Annotated in this window: 16 protein-coding genes; 8 read left to right on the plus strand and 8 right to left on the minus strand. The window is 44.7% G+C overall.

Annotated features, from left to right (window positions below):
- Window positions 1-5 precede the first annotated feature (5 nt).
- On the minus strand, window positions 6-326 hold the full coding sequence (locus tag BUC30_RS08170) for a helix-turn-helix transcriptional regulator (protein ID WP_244536555.1): 321 nt from the start codon (window positions 324-326) through the stop codon (window positions 6-8).
- A 46-nt stretch (window positions 327-372) separates the two neighbouring features.
- A complete protein-coding gene (locus BUC30_RS08175; RefSeq protein ID WP_073424375.1) occupies window positions 373-651 on the minus strand; it encodes a hypothetical protein in 279 nt (92 codons plus the stop codon).
- 283 nt (window positions 652-934) lie between these two features.
- Between BUC30_RS08175 and BUC30_RS08180 the strand changes: the two genes are divergently transcribed.
- The 3 genes from BUC30_RS08180 (at window position 935) to BUC30_RS08190 (ending at window position 2,290) form a co-directional block, all read left to right on the plus strand.
- Window positions 935-1,354 (plus strand): type II toxin-antitoxin system HicB family antitoxin, encoded by a 420-nt coding sequence (locus BUC30_RS08180; protein ID WP_170861520.1) that lies wholly within the window; start codon window positions 935-937, stop codon window positions 1,352-1,354.
- 78 nt (window positions 1,355-1,432) lie between these two features.
- Window positions 1,433-1,873, plus strand: coding sequence for a L,D-transpeptidase family protein (locus tag BUC30_RS08185; RefSeq protein ID WP_073424377.1), 441 nt, complete (start codon window positions 1,433-1,435; stop codon window positions 1,871-1,873).
- Between the two features lie 6 nt (window positions 1,874-1,879).
- Entirely contained in the window at window positions 1,880-2,290 is a 411-nt protein-coding gene (locus BUC30_RS08190) for a hypothetical protein (protein ID WP_073424378.1), read from the plus strand.
- On the opposite strand, the gene BUC30_RS08195 is transcribed toward BUC30_RS08190, so the two are convergent.
- Window positions 2,287-2,910 (minus strand): FISUMP domain-containing protein, encoded by a 624-nt coding sequence (locus BUC30_RS08195; RefSeq protein WP_073424379.1) that lies wholly within the window; start codon window positions 2,908-2,910, stop codon window positions 2,287-2,289. The two genes, BUC30_RS08190 and BUC30_RS08195, sit on opposite strands and share 4 nt — an antisense overlap.
- Before the next feature lie 72 nt (window positions 2,911-2,982).
- Between BUC30_RS08195 and BUC30_RS08200 the strand changes: the two genes are divergently transcribed.
- Window positions 2,983-3,420, plus strand: a complete 438-nt coding sequence (locus tag BUC30_RS08200; RefSeq protein ID WP_073424380.1) for a GNAT family N-acetyltransferase — start codon at window positions 2,983-2,985, stop codon at window positions 3,418-3,420.
- Here BUC30_RS08200 and BUC30_RS08205 read toward each other — a convergent pair whose 3' ends face one another.
- Window positions 3,421-4,050: a PH domain-containing protein gene (locus BUC30_RS08205; protein ID WP_073424381.1), complete on the minus strand. Its 630-nt coding sequence runs from the start codon at window positions 4,048-4,050 to the stop codon at window positions 3,421-3,423.
- 163 nt (window positions 4,051-4,213) lie between these two features.
- On the opposite strand from BUC30_RS08205, the gene BUC30_RS08210 reads away from it, so the two are divergent.
- Window positions 4,214-4,732: a hypothetical protein gene (locus tag BUC30_RS08210; protein WP_073424382.1), complete on the plus strand. Its 519-nt coding sequence runs from the start codon at window positions 4,214-4,216 to the stop codon at window positions 4,730-4,732.
- A 136-nt stretch (window positions 4,733-4,868) separates the two neighbouring features.
- Here the strand turns inward: BUC30_RS08210 and BUC30_RS08215 are convergent, their stop codons facing one another.
- The 3 genes from BUC30_RS08215 to BUC30_RS08225 all read right to left on the minus strand — a co-directional run bounded on the left by BUC30_RS08215 (window position 4,869) and on the right by BUC30_RS08225 (window position 6,750).
- On the minus strand, window positions 4,869-5,468 hold the full coding sequence (locus tag BUC30_RS08215) for a superoxide dismutase (RefSeq protein ID WP_073424383.1): 600 nt from the start codon (window positions 5,466-5,468) through the stop codon (window positions 4,869-4,871).
- 215 nt (window positions 5,469-5,683) lie between these two features.
- Window positions 5,684-6,178, minus strand: a complete 495-nt coding sequence (locus tag BUC30_RS08220) for a hypothetical protein (RefSeq protein ID WP_073424384.1) — start codon at window positions 6,176-6,178, stop codon at window positions 5,684-5,686.
- Window positions 6,179-6,189: 11 nt separating this feature from the next.
- Window positions 6,190-6,750: a hypothetical protein gene (locus BUC30_RS08225; protein ID WP_073424385.1), complete on the minus strand. Its 561-nt coding sequence runs from the start codon at window positions 6,748-6,750 to the stop codon at window positions 6,190-6,192.
- A 116-nt stretch (window positions 6,751-6,866) separates the two neighbouring features.
- On the opposite strand from BUC30_RS08225, the gene BUC30_RS08230 reads away from it, so the two are divergent.
- The 3 genes from BUC30_RS08230 to BUC30_RS08240 are packed head-to-tail and all read left to right on the plus strand — an operon-like array spanning window position 6,867 to window position 9,360.
- Window positions 6,867-7,382, plus strand: a complete 516-nt coding sequence (locus BUC30_RS08230) for a hypothetical protein (RefSeq protein WP_073424386.1) — start codon at window positions 6,867-6,869, stop codon at window positions 7,380-7,382.
- Complete coding sequence (locus tag BUC30_RS08235; protein ID WP_083555657.1) at window positions 7,382-8,347, plus strand: glycosyltransferase family 2 protein; 966 nt, start codon at window positions 7,382-7,384, stop codon at window positions 8,345-8,347. Before BUC30_RS08230 ends, BUC30_RS08235 begins: the two co-directional genes overlap by 1 nt.
- A gap of 32 nt (window positions 8,348-8,379) precedes the next feature.
- Entirely contained in the window at window positions 8,380-9,360 is a 981-nt protein-coding gene (locus tag BUC30_RS08240; protein WP_244536556.1) for an O-fucosyltransferase family protein, read from the plus strand.
- A 66-nt stretch (window positions 9,361-9,426) separates the two neighbouring features.
- On the opposite strand, the gene BUC30_RS08245 is transcribed toward BUC30_RS08240, so the two are convergent.
- Entirely contained in the window at window positions 9,427-20,796 is an 11,370-nt protein-coding gene (locus tag BUC30_RS08245; protein WP_073424389.1) for a T9SS type A sorting domain-containing protein, read from the minus strand.

A 20,796-nucleotide genomic window follows, 5' to 3' on the forward strand; every position in this document is an offset into this window, starting at 1 on the left:
TGACTTTATTTGACGTTCTTATTTAAATTCAAGTAAAGCACAGGATCGGTACCGAAAACTTCAGCAAGCTTCAGAGACATCTTTTTTGACACCGGACGGATGTTCCGTTCGATTTCCGAAAGGTTTTGTACTGAAATACCAAGTTTTCCGGCAAGCACCTTCTGCGTCCATCCACGAAGACCTCGGTCTGCCTTGACCGCATCGCCAGAAGTCATAGATGCAGAGAGTTCCTTATACCAATCCGTTTCCTCGAACGGAACCGCATCATCTGCGGAATCAGCAACTTCAACCTTCAAAGCTTTCTTGAACGCAGATTCCAAGAACATTATTACAAATTTTGGGACATCACCCTCAATTCGGAACGAGGCCGCCTCAGTGTTTCGCGTACGGGGCCGATTCACGACTGCCTGCATAATATACCTCGATTGTTAAGGTTCCTTTTTCGTTTTTCCAACACGCCACCCAATGTAAAGAGAGATGGCAATGATATTTACCCTCACCAAGCTTAGAATAGTTCATAAAAGATGGTTGCACGGGCCCAGATTTCTTCAGTGCGACCATAAGCTGCGCAAGCTTCATCTGTTCCGGCAAGGGCATCTTCTTTGCGGACTTTTCTGCACTTTTCTTGAGTGTCACTATATATTCACTCATAATATAGCCTTTTTTTGGCTATAAGTCAATAAAATATCATAAACAGACATTGCATAGCCTCCATTTTCGGTCACCTTCGTAACCATTCAATTTTTCGAGGCGTTATCGCAATAATACGAAAACGCACCTCGCCTTAAATTAACGAGATGCGTTCGGGATGCAGTAATTGTACCTATCTTTCGAAATGTTGGCAAGGGGCACGAAAAAATTTTACAAACATCACATAAAGAGTCAACCTCAACCATTGCAACACCATTCCAAATGTTTTATTTTTCAAATCATCATGGATTACGCAGCAAAAATTGAAAAAGACAAAGATATGGGATACGTGGTTTCGTTCCCAGACCTACCGAACGTAAATGCATTTGGCAAAACTCGCGAAGAAGCTATTAAGCAGGCAAAAGACGCTCTCGATGGAGCTATGGAATGCGACCTTGATATGGGCTATTCGTTCGTATATCCAAAGACAATGCCTGATGCAAACAAAGACCTTGTCGCCATTCAGTTATCCCCAAGAATTGAAGTTGCGTACAAAATTTTTGAAGCCCGTCGAGGCAAAACAAAAGCAGAAGTAGCAAAAGCAGCCGGATTCACACCACAAGCGTACCAGCGTTTTGAGACACCGAAAGGCACACCTACAGTAGAAACGCTCTACAAAATCGCAGCGGCACTAGGGAAAAAATTGGAAATCAAGTTCGCATAAAACGCACAATCTTCGCTGCTTACAATCCATTAAACATTTTGTATATTACAAAATGTTTAACATACAACATTTTAACCCATGTTTACTTCACCCATCGACAACATTCTCGTAGAAAAGGCGAACCGCAAAATGTATTTGCGCAACGGTGATAACATTGCCAAAACGTACAGAATTTCATTGGGTAAGAATCCAGTCGGAGCAAAAGTCAAATCCGGCGACAACAAGACGCCCGAAGGCAATTATACCATCGAGAAACACAATCCCAAAAGCATTTTTCATTTATCGCTGAAGATTTCGTACCCGAGCGCGGAGCAGATCAAGGCAGCGAAAGAGGGCAATTACGAGCCCGGTGGTGACATCATGATCCACGGCTATCCGAACAAAATTCCTGCATTCCTCTTTAAATTTTGGCACAAGTGGAAAGACTGGACTGCCGGCTGCATCGCAGTCACGAACGACGAAATCGAAGAAATCTACGACGCCGTCAAAGACGGAACGCCTATAACAATTCTACCTTAGCAAAATATGAATTTCATTAAAAAGTCTTTAATTTTACTGGCAGCAGCAACAGCTTTTTCCTGTAGCGACAACGACGCAGACTCCAAGGCCATAGAAAAAATCCAGACATTCTACAGCAAGCATATTTTCGGAAATGAGTTCGCAAACGATTCCGTCATTGCGACGTATTGCACAAAGAATCTCGCTCAGGAGCTTTCAAAAGCGTACGATGACGAGTTCAGCGATGGTGGCGGCTACGCCGTCTGGAAATTCCGCAGCAACGCCCAAGATGGAGAGGACATTCATGAAGTCGAAAAAATCGAACCTCTCGGTAACGGCAAATACCTCGTCCATTACAACGACATGGGCAACAAAGGCACGCACACCATCACCATCGTCCAGCAAGACGGCGAGATTTTCTTTGACAAGCTAGATTAATCGTCCTTGACGCAGCGGAGCGAAAGGGCATCTCCGCGTTCCATACCGCCACAAATCAACTTACCGGCAGGATTTTCATCAGAAAATTCCACATAGCACTCACCTTGCCCGATGACTTCCGTCGAGGACCAGAAATACGCCTTCTCTTCGATAAGGCTATAAGTTCCATCCGTCTTGCGGAAGCCCGCCGATAACGGCTTGAACACGCGAACGTAATCCTGGTGGCGATTCAGGTACTTCAACAACTTTTCGTATTCATCCTTGCTGGGCACATGCCAACCGTTTTTACAAATATGGAAAATCGTTGACTTGCTGTAGAGTTTCCCGTACTTGGTGCAGTTGGAGTCTTTATCATCGTAGCAGTGGCTACCGACCATGTAGTAATTCATGTTCTGGGCGGTCCACACCATGCTATCGATTTCCACGGTCCTGTAAACTTGTCCGTCACGCAGATCACAGAATGCTTCATCGGAAACGTCCTTGCATTTCACAGAATCGCCGGCAGGTTCCTCCGAATTTGTCCCCGATCCTGAATCAGAATCTGTACAAGCGGAAAGCGCAAAGGCAAGCGCAGCAGAAGCGATAACGGAACGATAAAAATTACAGGTAAAAAAAGACATACCCATTCTCCTTCTATCAGTTAATATAATATATTCTAGCTACATAGTGTTACAAGAGATTAACAGGAAAACATGGATATCAAAGTTCTCCGAGCGACAGAAGAGTGGCAACGCGCAGGTGCGTACAGCGTGCGCATCCAAGCAATGAATCGGGCATATCACATTTCGCTCCGTGATGAATTCGACGAACACGATTGCGACGGCACAAAGTTTATCGTTTTACTGGATGATGAATACCCCGTAGCAACGTGCAGATTCTACGAGATTGATGCAGAAACGGCAACAATCGGGCGTGTAGTCGTGATGCCTGAATATCGCGGTCAAAAGCTCGGTGCCATGGCCGTCCGCGAAGCTGAAAAATGGATTGCAGAATGCGGTTACAAAAAGATTGTCATCGACAGCCGTTTGGAAGCCACCGGTTTTTACGAAAAGATTGGGTACAAACTCATCGGAGATCAACCGCACCGCTGGGGCATCTTTGATTGCACCCGCATGGAAAAAACGCTCTAGCTATCCGCGATACTTTGTATTGTATCCGTGGTTTTCGCGAGGGCGCAAATCGTTCGGGTACATGACATCAGCGTACACATCTTGCTGGAGCTTTTTCACGATGTTGTAGACTTCGATGTAATTGGAAATACTATCGATAGAAATACCCGCATTCGTAGAAGTCATTCTTCCGTTCCGCGTTACAGGATTTGCCTGGGCAGACGTCGTGATAACATCCCCCACACCAAACCACTGGTCAAAAATGCCGCGATGCAAATCCACGTGCGAAAGTTCCGCAAACGGTTTTGTATTGTAGCGCTTGCTGAAAACACCACCAGACGCATAGATAGCCTTATCCGTGATGATATAGTTTGTATTTTGGTAGCGCCTAAACGACAACAGCGCACCAGCCAAGTAAATCCAGACCGGCATCATGTGGAGCAACATGAACGGGACCAAGAAAAAGCCGATGTGTTCATCTTTGGACGAGAGCGAAGCGCCGATAACGCCAAAGTCAATGATACCCCAAATCAACGCAAACGGGAGCAACGGATTAAAAATGCTTTCGAAGATAAAGCACTTTTTGTTGGGCTTCCCTGCATAAATGATTTTTTCGTCTTTGCCAATTAAAAGTTTAAGTTCATTATCCATAAAACGCTCCAGGATGGCGGACCATAATAAATTACAATATTTATTGGAATTTCGATAAATTACGTTTGTTTTTGTTTACAGTTTTGCAAGAAAGATGATATATTATAGGTACTCTCTTTAAGGAGAACGGAGAAAATCAATTTTTTAGGGTATGGAGATTAAAATGGAAGAACAGAACATCCATTCGGCAGAAATGCAAAAGCAAATGAGAAAGGTGGGACTGAAAATTGCATTTATCATGGCGCTTTTGATGAGCTTCGGGCTTTCGCTTACCGGTCAGCTGATGGCGGAACACCCGCCCGAGATGCCGACAATCGCAATTGTCATCGGATTCTTGAAATGTTTCGCCTTGAGCTTTGTCATTAGCTTTGCGATTGGCTTTTTCGTGCCAATTCCCAAGGTGAATGCAGCCCTCGCCCGCAAGTTCCACCTGCAGCCGCGTACCCCAAAGGCACATTTCGTGGAATCGCTCGCTTCGAACTTGATTTACACGCCACTAATCACGACGGCAATGGTCTGCTTTGTGTACTTCACGATGATGCCAGAAGGTCACAAGCCGCCGTTCCTTGCGATGTTCATCTTCTCGCAAGTCGTTTGCCTTGTCGTAGCGCAAGTTCTGATTATGGTGTTCGTGCCGATTATCATGAAGCTTGTGCTGCCGAAAATGCCACCGCGACAATAACTAACAGAAATGCGTACGCCGATCCCGCCCCGGAATAAATCCAGGGTGACAAAATGGTAAAGATGACAAAGCAATAAGAGCGATTATGAAAAACGCACGGGATGACCCGTGCGATTTTTGTTGTTGAGAAATGCTTTTAGCCGAGGCGTTCGTTTACAACATCCCAGTTGACGATACTCCACAGCGACTTCAGGTAATCCGGACGACGATTACGGTAGTCTATGTAGTAGGCGTGTTCCCACACATCGAACGTGAGGAGCGGCTTGAGTCCCTTGGTGATCGGGTTCTGGGCGTTGCCCTCCTGCGTAATCACAAGCTTGCCCGTATCCAAAGCCGAAAGCCAGACCCAACCAGAGCCAAAAAGCCCCGCACCCTTCGTCTGAAATTCTTCCTGGAACCGATCAAACGAACCAAAATCATTTGCAATGGCTTTAGCAATTCTTCCCGTCGGTACATTGTTCATCGTCGGAGCCCTGAACTGCAAAAAGTACATAGCATGGTTCAAAATCTGCCCCGCATTATTGAACACGCCACCTTCGGACGTCTTTACGATTTCTTCAAGAGACTTGCCTTCGAAAGCACTCCCAGGAAGCGCCGCATTCAAATTGTTCACGTAAGTCTGCAAGTGTTTGCCAAAATGAAACAGCATTGCTTCTTGGCTTAGCGCAGGTGCAAGATCCGCCATCCCATATGGGAGTGACGGCATTTCAAATTTTCCATTGACAGGTTCAAACATGGAGAATCCTCCTTTTTTGATAGTTTTTTATCATTGCCCATGGTAAATATATACTTGTTTAGCACGACATCGTATCAAAAAAGTAAGAAACTATTATTCCATATTAAACAGGAGATGCCCGCTCGAGGGCGGGCATGACAAGGGCTGTATAAAAAGGCGATGCCCGCCGATGGCGGGCATAACTCGGGGATGACAAGGTTGGGCGCAGCTAGGCGTTATTCTTCAGCGCCTTCTTCGTCGGAACCTTCATCGCTAGCAGCTGCTGCGGCGGCATAATTGCCGAGCAAGATGCTCACGTCCACAGACTGGAGGTCTGCAAGGCTCTTCACGCCCGTTTTCTTGTCTTCTTCGACCTTGGCGAAGTTAGCGACAATGACGTTTGCGGAGCTGGCTTCAAAGCGGCGAGTCTTGTTAGAGAGGCTCATGTTGCCCTTTGTTGCCGGGAAGAACTTGGCTTCGAGCCTTGCCATGTCCTGAGAAGTTCTCACGGTCTGGAGAGCGCCGCAAGCGATTGCCCAAGTGGACTTGTTCATTTCGATGCCGTTGTTCACCAAATCAAGCACCATGGAATTACCCTTGAAGGACTTATTTGTCGTGGCTTCGTAATGTTCTCTAGCCTGGTTGACATAGTTACCCTTCTGCATGAAGAGCATGGCGATAACGCCAAAGACGAGAACGGTAAGAGCAATGGAAATATTCTTTAAATTCATGACGTTCTCCCTTATTCGAAATGGTATTCAGCCGGTTTTTCAATCTTGAGGCTGTTTGCAAGGTTGTACTGGACCAAAGCGCTATAATCGACGTTCTTGAGCTTGCCCTTGGCATAGCTGAACTTCACAACGCAATTCTTACCGCAAGCAACTTCCTTTGTACCCTTTTCGTTCTTGAGGAGGATCGTACCTTCGGCAAGACCAGCCTTCTGATAAATGCCGTTCTGCACAGCGTCGTTAATACCAGCGCCCGTGTAAAGGTGAGAAATCTGCTTGAAGCGAGCATCCTTGTCAGATTCGATAGCGGCAAGAGCGCTCTTGAAAGCAGCTTCGCTCTTAGCACCGGAAAGCACGGTGTAAACAAGTTTCCAAGCCATGCTGTACTGGTCCACAGAACGCCACTGTTCCACGAGAACCTGCGTATTCTTTTCCAAATATGCCGATTCCTGTTCGTTTGCGGTACGCTTTGCCTGTTCCTCATAGCCGCCCTTGAGCGTCATCAGGATAATGATGAGAGCGACGAGGATGACAACGTCAGCCACGACGAGGATCTTCATTTTCTTTTTATCCATAGTATTCCTTTAGAAAAAGTCGTTTCAGAAACAATCTAAACTTTAATTTAAAAAAATCAAGCAAATTTAAAGTAAAAATAGAGAACTTACGCGCCTATTTTTTATATTCTTCTCGTATGAGCGAAGATATTTCCAAATTACCCTCCCAGATTATCTACAATAACCTCAAAGAGATGATGCGCGCCAAAAATACCGCGCACGAATCCATTTTCAAGTTCCACTGGAAAAAGATGTGGCCGTTCAGCCTTATTTGGCCGCAGGTGGATTTTGTCCGTATTGTAAGGCTCATGGACGAACTGCGCAAGAACGTCATTTCGCAAAAGGCGCTCGTGAAAGAAGCCAAGAAGAAAGCCAAGCCGTACGAAAAGACGTTTCTCGACACCGTGCCAGCTTATTTAGACAACTTTGACACCTCTTGCAAGTGCCTCGCCGATGTCGCCCAGTGGAAGCAAGACATGCTCGAAAAGAAGCTCCATCACGATGTGAAGATGATGCGTGACGTTTCGGAATACAACAACATTCTCAAGGCTTACGAGAAAGCCCAAAACGATCTCGTCAAGGCGGGTGAATTTGTCAGACTGGGCTGGGTGGAAATGCTCAAGGGTTACGTCAACGAAGTCGAAGGCAAATAATGCCAGCCGTAAGCGTCATAATCCCCATGTACAACACCGAGGCGTTCATCAAGGATTGTCTCGACAGTCTCGTTGCACAGACTTTTACGGATTTTGAAGCTATCATTATCAACGACGGTTCGACCGATGAAAGTGCGCGAATTGCCGCCAGCTACGCCTCATCCGATGCCAGGTTCAGGCTTATCGGACAACCGAACAAAGGTCCGTCCGAAGCCCGCAATACGGGGCTCAAGATTATGCGAGGGGAATACGTTACGTTTATCGATAGCGATGACTGCGTAGCACCGAACTATCTTGAAGCGCTCATTTCCATAGTAAAGGAACACGAAGCAGACATCGCATGCTGTAACCAGCAACAAGTCGATGAATCGTTCAAAGTCGACAGCACAACAGTCGAGGTTGCAAGTTCTGCAAGCATCACCGCTGAAGACGCCACTAGAACAGCCTTGTACCAAGACAAAGTTCCTGACTATTCCGCATGGAACAAGCTGTACAAATCAAGTCTCTGGAAAAACAAGTTTTTCCCAGCCGGAACGATCTACGAAGATTTCGCCGTCGTTCCCGAAATTTTGCTAGCCGCCAATAAGGTCGCCATTACAAAATCAAAGCTGTACTTTTACCGCAAGCGCGCCGGAAGCGAACTTGCCACGCAGATAGACCGTCAAAAAATCGTCCTTTTGCTCGACATTGCCGAAAACGTTTTTGAAACAATGAAGCCAAAGTCGAAGGCTCTTTACAAGGCAGCCCGCAGCATGCTCGTGAGCGCGAGTTTTAGCGTCTTGATGCGCACGCAGGACACCGAAGAAGTTGCGGAATACCGCCAAAGAGCTCTTGCGCAGATTCGCAAGTACCGTTTTGGCACGTTCTTTGATTTGAACATCCGCATGCGCAACCGCATGGCAATTTTGATTTCATACCTTCCCCGCTTTTTGTTTTTCAAGCTTTTGAAGAAAGGTCTTTCGTGATTCCACTCTCGCCCAAAGAAATCATTATTCGCATGGCGCGGTGCGTTCTCGGAGAGGAGCGCGTTCACGACCATTTGATTGAGCGAGGGATTCAGTTAAGGCATTTGCGCGATGGGTACACAGAAAATGGCGAAAGTCGCGACGATGGCGAAAGTCGCCAGACGCTCATATTCATGGCAGACGGCAAATGGATGCACGGCGGACTTACGGACCGGTTGCGCGGAATGGCTAGTGCATACAAATTCGCCACCGAGCATAATCTCGATTTCAAGATTTATCACACATCGCCGTTTGAACTGCAAGAGATATTGCAACCAAACAAAGTAAATTGGGTTATTGGAGAAAAAGAAATTAGCCACAATTGTGAAGTGGCGAAGCCCGTATTGCTTTACCGAATAGACTTTAAAAACGATTCTGCGCTAGAACGCCAACTCGATTCGAGCCACAAGCAGTTCCATCTCTATTCGTGCGTAGATACTGTTGGCGAAGAATTCTCTAAATACTTCAACGAGCTTTTCAAGCCTTCGCCCATTTTAGAACAAGAGCTTTCGCATTACGGTGAACTGCTAGGCGAAAATTACACGTCGATTTCGTTCCGCTTCCAGAATAAGCTTGGGGATTTCAAGGAATTCACGTTTAAGGAATTGCCAGAGAAAGGCAAGCGCAAGCTGATGATTGCAGCGATGAATGTTTTGAGGAAGGAGATGCCCCATCATCACCCTCTCGTCAATGAAACAAGTAAAATACTTGTGACGGCGGATAGCCCGACATTCCTTGCGGAAGTGGAAAAGTTGCCGAACGTCGTGACAGTCAAGGGCAAGAGCATCCACATCGATTTCAACAGTTCCAAGAACGCTACAGATTACATGAAAGCGTTCACGGAATTTTTCCTCATTTCAAAAGCTTCGAAAGCGAAGCTCTACCGCAATCGCAAATACAAGACGTATCCGTCGAATTTCCCGAAGTACGCTGCACTGCTCGGACACGTGCCGTTCGAGATTGTGGAAGAATAAGCAAAAACCGCTCGGTGAAACCGAGCGGCTTTTTGCTGTTATAAAGCTTGTGTTGCTAAGCTTGTGTTACTTCACAAGAATGCGCTGCGATTGCTGCTGAGAGCCGACGCGAACGCGGAGGATGTAAACGCCCTGCTTAGGCAATTTCATCGACACAGCATTCGTGCCAAAGACAGCCTTTGCAGATTCCGTAGCCCAAAGTTTACCCTTCACATCCAAGAGTTCGACCTTGGTGCGTTCACCCGCAAGGCTTTCCGGAGCATCGAACGATACATGCAACTGGTTACCCACCTGAGACGAACGGAGCCCCTTGATGACATTCTTAGCCATAACTCTTGCAGAGCGAGCTACTCGAACCGTAGCCTTCTTTGAGCTAGAGTTGAGCGACACCTGCAACTTCTTGCCTTCTTGCATTTCGGTTGTAACGCCATCGATGGTCACATACACATGGTAACCGAGAGATTTGACACCGTCAACGCCTTCAAGCGTGAGATAGCCTTCGCGAGCATCCGAAGCAGAGAGTTCAAGCGTCCATTCCGTTTCGTCGCTAGCACTCTTGATAGACTTGGCAAGAGAGCGCTTGCCTTCGACAATCGAGAGGTTCACGTGATCACCCATACTTGTAGGCGGTTCATCAGCCACGAACGGATTGTTGCCGACACCCAGAATATTCCAAGAGTCACGCTTGCCATTCTTATCCGAGAGGATAGCCTGCAAAGTCCAGCGGTCCGAAGTCGAAGCCTTTGCAAGAGCACTCTTTGCATTAGATTTACCCGAATTATTAGCATTTTCATCCGGTTTCTGATAATCTAAACGCACCGTATCAATTTTAGAAGCATCGACAGAATGGATCACATATACCGGTTCTGCAGAAACTTTCCACTTCGTCTTCTTAGAAACCTTCACCCAAGCAGCTTCATAAGGTGCCAGGTAACGAGTTTCCTTGTATTCACCCTTTTCGCTGTCGTATTGCCAGAAGGTGATTTCGGATTCTTCGTCCACATTCTTGCGAGCCGATTCGTTCATGCTGAACAAATCAACATACCAGCCATGCGGATTGGCAACAAGGTTCCAGCCCGTCGTTACACTATCGAGATTCCAGGCAATATCCTTGCCATCATCTTCGAAATCGGTACGCATCATGAGAGAGCCTTCATGCTTAGAGCTGACCCAGACACCGCGAGAAGCGTCAATTTCATCGCCTTGCTTATATGCATGATACTGCCAGAAATCACCAACGCGGGTTTCATCCCACCAGTAGAAGGAAATGCCTTCATTCCACTGGATCAAAGACGTATCCACCGCCGTGAGTGAAACCATCTGCCAGCGTTCTGCCTTAAGCGAAGCCACCTGAGAATCGACCGTAAATTCCTGACTGTATTCGTCCGTTTCCTTTTCGTCGCCAATCACAACGCGAACCTTGTACTTGCCCGGCTGCAACATACGCAACGTGATTTCATCCGAGAACGCCATCGCTGCAGAATCGGTAAGCACAGTATCCACCACAACAGCATCCTTAGCCACATCGATAAGTTCGACCTTGGCAGAAACACCGCGCGTCACTTCGAATTCGCTAGCCTTGATGTTCACACAGATTGTGTTACCGCTCTGAGAGAAGTGCTTGTTCACAATTTCGACAGGCGTCTTGTTTGCCTTACCGAAGTAAGCCTTCAACGTAGCGTTTTTCATGATCTTCGGCAACTTGTCGCCATCATAAAGCACAGTATCGACCTTCTTACCGTTCATCACGACAAGAGAATCAAGCGTGTAGCTAGAATCCGGGATTGCCTTCAACGTCCAGTTCTTGCCATCAAGTTCAGCAGGCAACATCATCGTGCCATTCTTATTGAACTTATGCACAAGCGTGGACTTGTCCTTCTTTTCGACAAGCTGCACATCGCCATGTTCCATTTCGACAGTTGCCTTCGTGATGTTACCCGCGCATTCTTCCACATTGGTCGTCCAGCGGGCGTACAACTTGATATTCGACAAGTCGTTCATCGTCGGGTAAACCTTATAAAGCGAATCCACCAAGCGTTCGTTCAAGTCAGTCCAGGCAGAACCGGATTCAGACTGGATGCTCCAACCGGCAAGGCAGCGATCCGTATCGTAGACAAGCGTCGGGAACGAAAGCTTACCATCATCCGAATCAAAGTCACCTTGTTTGCTCCAGTCGTCACCATAGAACAAGCCCTTATCCGACGGGATGTCGAACACAAGATGAATTTCCTTGAACGTTGCAAGAGCGGTAATCTTGACATCGCCAGTAATCGGCCTGGTCACATCATTTGCAGTCGATTCCTTCTTACCCTTGGCATTCGTCCAGACTAACGGCAAGCCTTCATCGAGCGTCCAGGAATTAATCACATCAAAATGGGCTGTGACTTCAATATCGTCCGTTGCAGGGACCTTCAAGCCGGTCTTCGGGACAACGATTGAGAACACCGTATCGCCAACATTCTGCGTAAACGTGAGCGTACCCTTGTTTGCGCTATCGGCAGTCACCGTGTAAGTTTTCATAGACTTCTTTTTCCACACGGCATAGAGAGTATCCGTACCGAACGATGCGCCATACTGCATCACAAACTTTTCATATTCTTCGATAAAGCGATCATTAATAGATTGCCATACAAAGTCGTTTTCTCCCACATCAGACTTGAATGCCCATCCCACCAATTCAGCATCGGCGCGATAGAGGTCCATCGGCAATTCCTGATTATAAGCGTAGAACATTCCCGGAACCTGATGTGCAAATTCAGTTCCCGCAAATACGTTAGCATCGCCTACATTGGCATTGAACACAAAGGCAAATTCCGTCGGGATCGCACCCGTCGACAACTGAACATCCGACTGAGCGTCCGACACCGTAAAGAAGCCACCATTGTCAATGCTAAAGAGCAAGTTGCCGGCAATATCACGACCTGCTATAACATTGTCAAACTGGTAAGCATTCGAGCCTGCAAACGAGACTTCAACTTCAACACCAGCAACCGCAGGAATTTCAACGCCATCTTCAGTCACTTCAAAGCTGTACGTCTTGTCTTCGTACCTGTAAGATATTGTGAATACGCCTTCTTCGGCACTCCAACCTGAGGCGACCTTGAACGTCTTAGGAGTGCAAGCATCACCCTTTTCTTTCCAGACGGCATACAACGTTTCCGTAGACTTGCGAGCCTTTTCGAAAGCATCGAGCGTGCGGAGAGCATCGAGATTAAACGCTTCTAGCATATTTTCGCCATTAGCATCCAAAGCCCAGCCGACAAGGCAAGCATCCGTACGACCCAAAACATCGAGAGACTGGAGGTCCTTAGATTCCGTTGAGCGATTAAGCTCATAAGATTCGTGCTCCTTTATTGCCGGGTTTACAAAGACCATCGCATCTTCAGGAGCGTTCATATCGTAAACGAATTCATAAGAACTCTTGAGGAGCGAAAGTCTAATGGCTTCCATATCCGGTTTAATAGTCAAGAGACTACCCGTCCAATCGCTCCATTCCGAGCCCGTGCGATAACCAATACCAGCCGAGGCATCGAGAACAACACCTGCCCCGCTCTTGATTGTGAACGAAACTCCCGTAAACGAGATATCGCCCATTTCGGAAGGCACGAACATCTTGTCAGAGTCGAACGTGTAAGAACGCTCAGCTTCTTCGCCTTCGCCCAAATCAAACTTTCTGGTAAACGTGTAAGAGCCCTTGTCAGCATCAGCAAGTTCCACTTCCACGCCAGGAGTCTGGCACTGAGACCAATTGGCATACAGCTTTACCGGTTTCTTCAAATCCTTGCCAAGTTCTTTAAACTTTTCTATGAAAGGTTCATTCAGTTCAGTATACACGCCGTTCGCATCGTCATCGACATCGAACGTATAACCATTCATGCAAAGACCTTTACGATAGAGCGCAAACGGGAATTCCGTATTGGCGCTTTCAACATTGTAATTAACCGACACATTCCAGTTCTTCGTGTCTTCATCTTCTGCAAACGATTCCTTTGTCATGAGCGGAGTCCAGGAATCACCGAAGTAAGCTTCGCCCGACGAGTTATCGTTAAAGACGAGTTTGTATTCATCCTTTGTCACCTTAGCCGTGAACGAATACACCGTCGTCTGCGGCAGAGTTTCCGGTTTCAAGCGCCATGCACCTTCACTCGGAGTAACTTCGACAGATTCAGAGGTTGCCGGATCCACATAAGAGACCTTGAAGCTCGTATTATCCAAGCTATATCCAGCCTCAGCCTTTGTACGGACATCATCCACATAGAAATCAAATGCTATGCCAGCAAGGGCAACACTCTCATCCGTAATCACATGGCGCAAAGAATCTTTACCAAACGGCTGATAAACGACAAGCGTTGCGTGTTCCAAGCCACTCTTAAGAGCAATCGCTCTCATCGGAAGCGTAATCGGACATTCACGCCAAATGGCGTAAAGCGCTGTTGGATTATCCAGGTCTTTGCTAAAGTCAGCATAATTAGACGAATTCAGAGAAACCCAAAGCGGGTCGGTATCCGTAAATACGTCTGCCTTCACATTGGACCAACCAGCAAAGCACTTATCCGTACGATACGGGCTCCACATCTCAATTTCATCTTCTGCTTTTTCCATCTCAAGAGTTGCTGTTGAAGAAGCGTCAACCGGCAAATAAGTTTTTGCAGAATCCGCCGCAGAAGTCAAAGACAAATCGTAAGTGACATAGACCGGTACAAGCTCAATGAACTCAACTTTCATTTTCAAATTCGATTTCATATCGATATTTTCGCCTTCAAGCAACGGTACAAAGTTCGCTGCTACGCCAGTCATATCATCATATAACAAGGACTTGAACAAATTGCCGTCCTTAGCATTCGCTTTAAACGAAAGCTTGATACCGAGTTCACTACCATCAGCATCACGCGCAACAGGCACATCGAGATAATATTTATCATTAGCATCTTTCTTAAACGAATGCTTAAGGACAATCGTATCGATAGCCCCCTGAGTTGTTGCCGAAGGATAAGGCAGTTTCTGCACCGCAAAAAGGTCTCCATCACCATCACGATTTAATTGAATCGTATGCTTGTCTACCGTGACGTTTGCAGACGGGCAAGCAGGATTATCGATATCCGGAACAAGCGTATTCACAGCAAGGCTATTTTCTTCCTTGGAGGTCAAGTACTGCAATTCTTGCTGAATATCGAGAGTCTCGTGCGTTAGGCTAGAGCTTTCAAGTTTCCAGTTAATGCGACAGCCATCAGAATTGAGAAGTTTCGGAGCCTTGACATTTTCAGCAGTGACATCGTCCAGTTTATCAAACCAATCCAGTTCTAACTTATTCGTCGATTTATTTTTCTTGTTAGACACATAAATATCAGCATCACGCATATCTTCTGGGATAGCGAAAACAAGGTCGTAATGAAGCTGCGTAACCGTCGGCATAATCACCATTTTCAAATAAGATAGATTATTCGCAAGACTCGTAGTGGAAATTGCCGTAACAATGGAATCCATGTAAACAGAATCATTTACCGTCAGCGGCTTTCCAGACGCCCCAGTGACCATCCATGATTTAGTATAACCATTTTTATAGAAGTCTTCTGCAGATGTGATATAATCATTTTCAGTAGAAATGACATCATGAATACCACTAAATACAGAACCCAAGCCAAACTCAGCATTCCATTCAAGACTATAACCTAAATCAGTCGGTGCAACCGTTGTGCGCATAAATGGAACATTTACAGTTTCGTTGGCATCAATTACGGTTTCATAAACCTGTTTACGCCCCATACCATTAGCATTTTCCAAGAAGCTCTTAACCACGACAGGAGAGGTTCCCTTATTCTCTACTGGGAATTTATATTCAGGGGCTGTGTTACCGAACACATAATACAAATGAATGGTATCGTTATATACAGTTCCAGACTCCAAATCGCTCTTTTCATTGTCAGTCAAACCATCAAGCAGTTCTTCAAAATTGTACAGAACAGCCTTATGGATTGAGCTTTGTGTCGCGTTTTTAGAGTTAATTTGATAAAAATCAGGAGAACGGAGCATATACAAATGAGAACTAAAATCGCTCATCACCAACGTTGGATAACCACCTCCCATATAATTGAAGGTGTATTCTGTCATAGGAACACCATTGAAATCGATAGAATAGCCATTCCAAGTAGCACCCTCTTTAGGAACTAATACTTCGGAACCATCAAGACAGCCGCTATTACCATTGTCTGAGCACACATGGACGGCAACATTCATCACGAGAGCCTTTTTATACGTATAAACAGTAGGAATATATGCAATATTATAGCTATACACTTGATCCGCATCAAGTTTTGGATAGGACGCATCATACCACAGTCCGTCTTCACCCATAAGCGACTTCACAAAAGCAACATCATCAGGATCGAGCCTACCATCTACATCTGTGAAAAGGACGATACCGCCATCGGGATATAGAGGAATGTATTCCAAAACACGCGAGCCATCCTCAATGGCATCGTTCAAAATCTTTTTAGACGTTTCATCTGCAAAGGTATTGAATGTTGCATAATCAAAGCTTATGGCATAAACAGGTTTCGATGCTGCACTAGTAGAGCCCTTAATTATTGGCAATCCATCGTTTTCTTCATCCACCAAAGTCCAATACAAAGACGTAGCGCCCATGTTTAAGACGGCTGCCATACGGCGACTCTTCATCTGTTCCGAAGGAATAACACCGTTAGAATACGATTCCGTGGCAGTGTAAACCGGCTTAATAGCATAACGCAAATCGCCATCCGCTTCAAGATTATCCACAGCATTGCGGAAATTGTAAGAAAAGACGCTACCATCAGCATAAGCACTTGCATCAAAATTCTTCCAATCTTGTACCAGAGTTTGACCCAATTTTCCAAAAGGAGCTGTAACGTCTTGTTCACTATAATGGTAGTTATCCTTCACTTTGAAGAGGTATTGATTATTGTAATCATCGTCCCAATAAACTTCAGCAATCAAGAAGCCACCAACATTAGAAAACTTGACATCACCAATAACATAATTTTGCCACACACTAAGTGCAGTTCCATCTTGCCCACTATAATCTTCTATCAAACCAACAAGCCCACCCGCTTTGTATCCTTCTACAGAACCATCAAAAGCATTATAAGCCAACTCAGCGCCGGCTCTTCCAATCGAAATCTTACCAATAAGACCACCAGCAAAGTCATCATTTCTAGAAACTACTGTAACATCATACGCTAACAAACCACCAACATACAAATCAAACGAATTGTATTGCGCATAAATCCAACCAAAGGCACCACCAGCCGTTTTTTCAGAAATTACTGTATCTTTTACCAATATCACATTTCGAATGTTTCGCACACCTTCTGCAAAACCAGCAATTGCACCAGCAAATTCACTGCCGATAAATTTGGAATTTTTCACGATAATATCTGTAATATCGCCTTCGTCCGCCGACGTAAGGTCCACCAAAATCAAGCCTGCTCTTTTACCATTAAAGAAGACTTTGTCAAAAGAAACATTGGTTAACACGCCTTTTTGATTTGCCATTTTGACAAAACCAACATCATCAGCAGCATCAACATGGCAAAGTTCCGATATCGTATGGCGTTCATTATCTGCACTTTTGAAATAATCATATTCGCCCAATTCTAAATATTTACCCTTGAACGCATTAGGAGCATCATTACAGACGCCATCGGTATTCCCCGCAAAGTCGATATTCGACGTCAGAGTAATCGTTTTCTGACCAGACCCTAACCAATACTGAGCTTCATTGTATGCATCAGGGAATATATGATCAGTTGGATAGTTTGCGGTATTTACCTCATTCTGACTATTCTCTTTGTACCAATATTCATAACAATATTCGCCTGAAGGCGTTTCGCTAGCAACAACAGAAACCTGATGGAAAAACACGTTGTAAGTATTATCAGGATCATTTGCAAAGCAGAAATATTTGACCTTACGTATTGTTTCATAATTATACGTCACATGGTCTGTATATTGCTCAGTAGTACTTATTTTCTTTTGAGTGACTTCGCCACAGGATTTCGTTACATTTGCATTTCGCCAGCTAAATAGTGTAGTTGAGTTATAAACATTCCAAGAACTGCAATCATCCAAAAGACTATTTACAAAATCAACATCACCTTGATCGAGATATCCCTTACTGTTCGTATAAAGGTTTATACTAGAATTATTATCCCAACGACCTTCATAAAAACGCAAACCGGCATCTATAGAATCCAACAATATTTTTTTATGAGCAGAATCAGCCAGATCAAGGAACCAATTAAACATACTGAAAGAAACCCTCTTAATTGGATCACTATTGCTTACGCTGCCCGCAAAAATCGGCAAACCATGATTTACCCCATCTACTTGGCTCCAGGCATCGCCCAAAATAGCTGCCATACGGCGAGATTTCATCTGTTCATCTAAAACAGCACCATTCTGAATCCTTGAGAGTGCGCCATTAGAACTAGCTGTACTAAAAGGATAATTCCAATCCGTTAAAGTTCCTGCAGCATTAATTTTTCCATCGATAGCATTGCGGAAATTACGCCGGATTACACCATTGTATATCGTTGGAACTGTACTAGCAGAAGGATATGCCCATACACCGCTAGAAAATGTTCCTATACCCAATTTTACCGATTCATCATCCGTTCCATAGTGGTAGTTATTTTGGATATCAAATTCAAAAATATCATGTTGATTAAAGGCGCCAATCAAATAACCAAGCGTTGCGTCCGGAGATACGCCTGTAACGGTTCCTATTGAATAAGTATTTTCAATTTTTATAGAACGACTCGTAGTATATTCAAGATTGGCTAAATAACCAATAAGCGCACCTGCATAAATAGGGCTCGTACCAGAAACTTCGACATCAGCTTCAACTTTCGCAAGTTCAATTTGCACATTTTGCTTAAACGTATTGTTCCAATACCCAATAAGACCACCGGCATACTTTTCACCATTAACTTTGACGTCTTCGACAACAACGTTCGTCAATTCACCGCCACCGCGACCAAATACGGCACCTGCAGCAAGTCCGTAGAATTCAGAATTAGTCACCTTGATAGAGGCTGAACCAAATCCAGACGCAATTATACCAGCTCCAGTGTGATCATTCGACTTAGTAGTTTTAAAATAGGCATTGTCAAAAGCAAGTTTGCTCATATCGCCTTCAAAGCGTCTGAAAAAGCCCGCACTAGTGTCATCATCAGTAACATAGCAAAGTCCCGAAATCACTCTATAACCGTCATCAGATGCACCAACACCCTGAATGGTATAATCGCCCTTTGTATAAGAATAATTGCTCTGATAATGACGAGAGAAAGTCAGTAACTGATTAAACTCATTCTTCGCTGTTTTACAAGTTCCATCAACATTGCGACCGGCAAAATGGAGGTCACTTTCCACAACAACATGTGCAGTTTTTTTATCATTACGAGAATCCAGCCAATACTGAATTCGGGAGGATGCATCGTCAAAAATCCCGGCAGCAATCTGGTCATGTTGACCACTGCGATCAAACCAATAATCATAGCAGGTATAACCTTCAGGCGCAGTTTCGCTACTGCTAATTTGTTTCAAATACAGATACTCATTATCCGCAGAAATTTTAACACAGAACAAGTATTCTTCGCTCGAACCCGTATTATTCTGATACTGATTCAATACCACAGTTTCAAGAATACCATTTGCATATTTATTAGAAGTCGTTGCATCTTCGATATAATAGCCATCGCTACCACTTTTTAAAGAACCATCGGCAACAAGAGAAGTTTGTGCAGATTCGCCATTAACTTCATTACGGAAGTTTCGCTTGACAACTAAGCCTGTTCCAGTAGCATTTATAGGAGCCGGAGGATTCAACCAATCTTTCGGATCAATAGAACCAATTCCCTTTGCAGCAACATAGTCATTATCACCATAGTGCGTATTATCTGTAATTTGTTTTAATTTGATCTTTGTAGAGACCACCTCGCCCACAAGGTAGCCCATCTTATAACTGTCAGAACCACCAATGACATCGCCCTCCGTAATCGTGTTGTAAATAGACAAATTGCAATTTTCATTTGATGAACTATTCATTAAATTGCCGATGATACCACCAGCCGAAATATTATTTTCATTATCAATGCGGACTTCTATTTTATTATCAACATTGTAAATTTCAATATCAGCACCATCTGTGTTGTTGGCATTATTACCCACATCACAATAGCCAATAAGTCCACCGGCACGAAGCCCCGCCTTTATAAATCCGTTTTCATCGCCACTACCACCTACAATTGGAAAGGAACCGTGTTCGATAGAAACATCATGAATCAAAAGCTTATGCTCTACAGCTGCCGAACCTAAAGAAGCATCATCACTACCATCGTAAAAGACTTGTCCAAACAGACCTCCAGCATAGGAGGATCCATATATTCTAAGCCCTTTAATTGAAATGTCATGATATTCCTGTTGAACATTAAGCTTAATGGAGCCCGCGATACCGCCAACATAAGACTGCTGCCCCGTAACAATGGTGCCAGATATATCCACGTTCTCCAGCACAAAAGGTCCAGCCGACTTTCCATTATTTTTAGCATTTGAACAAGGATGAATGACCCCTTGATCCGCATGCAAACAACGAATCGTATTATCACCGACAATACCGCCTACATAAGAATTTCCGTTAGTATTACCAGCGATTTTGACATTATGGAGTTCAGCACTAGAGATATCGGTATTGCCCTTACCCATAATGGCGCCGACATTAGACCCTTGAAAATCAGAATTGCTGACCTTGACATCATGGATATAACCGTTAAAGATTCTTGAACCATCTATACCAGTCACACCTTCTGCAATGATACCTGCACTAGAATTTGTCGCCGTAGCCTTTAAATAGGCGTCATCAAAATTCATATTGTACATAGTACCACTAAACTTTTCAATAAATGCCACTTTTTCAATAATCCCAAAGTGACAAAGTCCAGAAATGACATAGGGCTCATTCGTTTGGGGATCAATCTGAGAATACAAAGTCTGAAATGAATACAGAGTAATCATCTTGCCTTCAAAGGCGTTATTACCTTCTGCACAGCCAATGGTACTGCGACCTGCAAACTTAATATTCGATGTTACGCGCACAAAAGCAAGATCATCGTATTTCTGAGAAAGCCAATTATTCAAGTAGGTGCTGGCATCAGCCGGTTCGGAACCGGTCGGGTTCGCCTCATACCATTTATCAAAGCAGACTTCAGTTGCCGCCCGAGTGTCATTTTCCTTTTTTTGGCTAAAGTTCAACCGAGGATAATCGAGATTACCTTCTTTATCTTCATAAAAGCAGAATTGCAAGCCTTCGCCAGAGTCAGCCGCATAGGCAGAAGAAGCTCCAACAGAGGCACTCACAAAGAGGAATGCCGAAAGTACGAATAAAAACGGATTTTTAGACAT

Source organism: Fibrobacter sp. UWB7, assembly GCF_900142945.1.
GTDB lineage: Bacteria > Fibrobacterota > Fibrobacteria > Fibrobacterales > Fibrobacteraceae > Fibrobacter.